Origin of the sequence: Paraburkholderia sp. SIMBA_053, assembly GCF_046534895.1 — a bacterium.
GTDB classification, from domain to species: Bacteria; Pseudomonadota; Gammaproteobacteria; order Burkholderiales; family Burkholderiaceae; genus Paraburkholderia; species Paraburkholderia caledonica.
Map to the genome: position 1 here is coordinate 1 of NZ_JAWRXU010001188.1, position 254 is coordinate 254.

General features: G+C 61.4%; 1 protein-coding gene. It reads right to left on the minus strand.

All coding sequences use genetic code 11. The features are described from left to right. On the minus strand, positions 1 to 254 hold a 254-nt coding region (locus SB753_RS39400), incomplete at both ends, for a TRAP transporter large permease subunit (protein WP_410805467.1).

Below are 254 nucleotides of genomic sequence, written 5' to 3' on the forward strand. Positions count from 1 at the left end.
GGCGGCAGGATCACGCCGATGCCGAACGCCTCCGCCATCACGATGCCGTAATGCAGTGGATTGATGCCCATCTGGATAGCCACCGGCAGCAACAGCGGCGCGATGATGATGATGGTCACGAAGCTTTCGAGCAGCGAGCCGAGCAATACCGTGATGACCACCACGGCGGGCAGAAAGGTCGCCGCGCCGAAGCTCGCGACCATATTGGCAATCGCGGTAGTCACGCCTTCGAGGGTGAGCGCCCACGAGAAAAT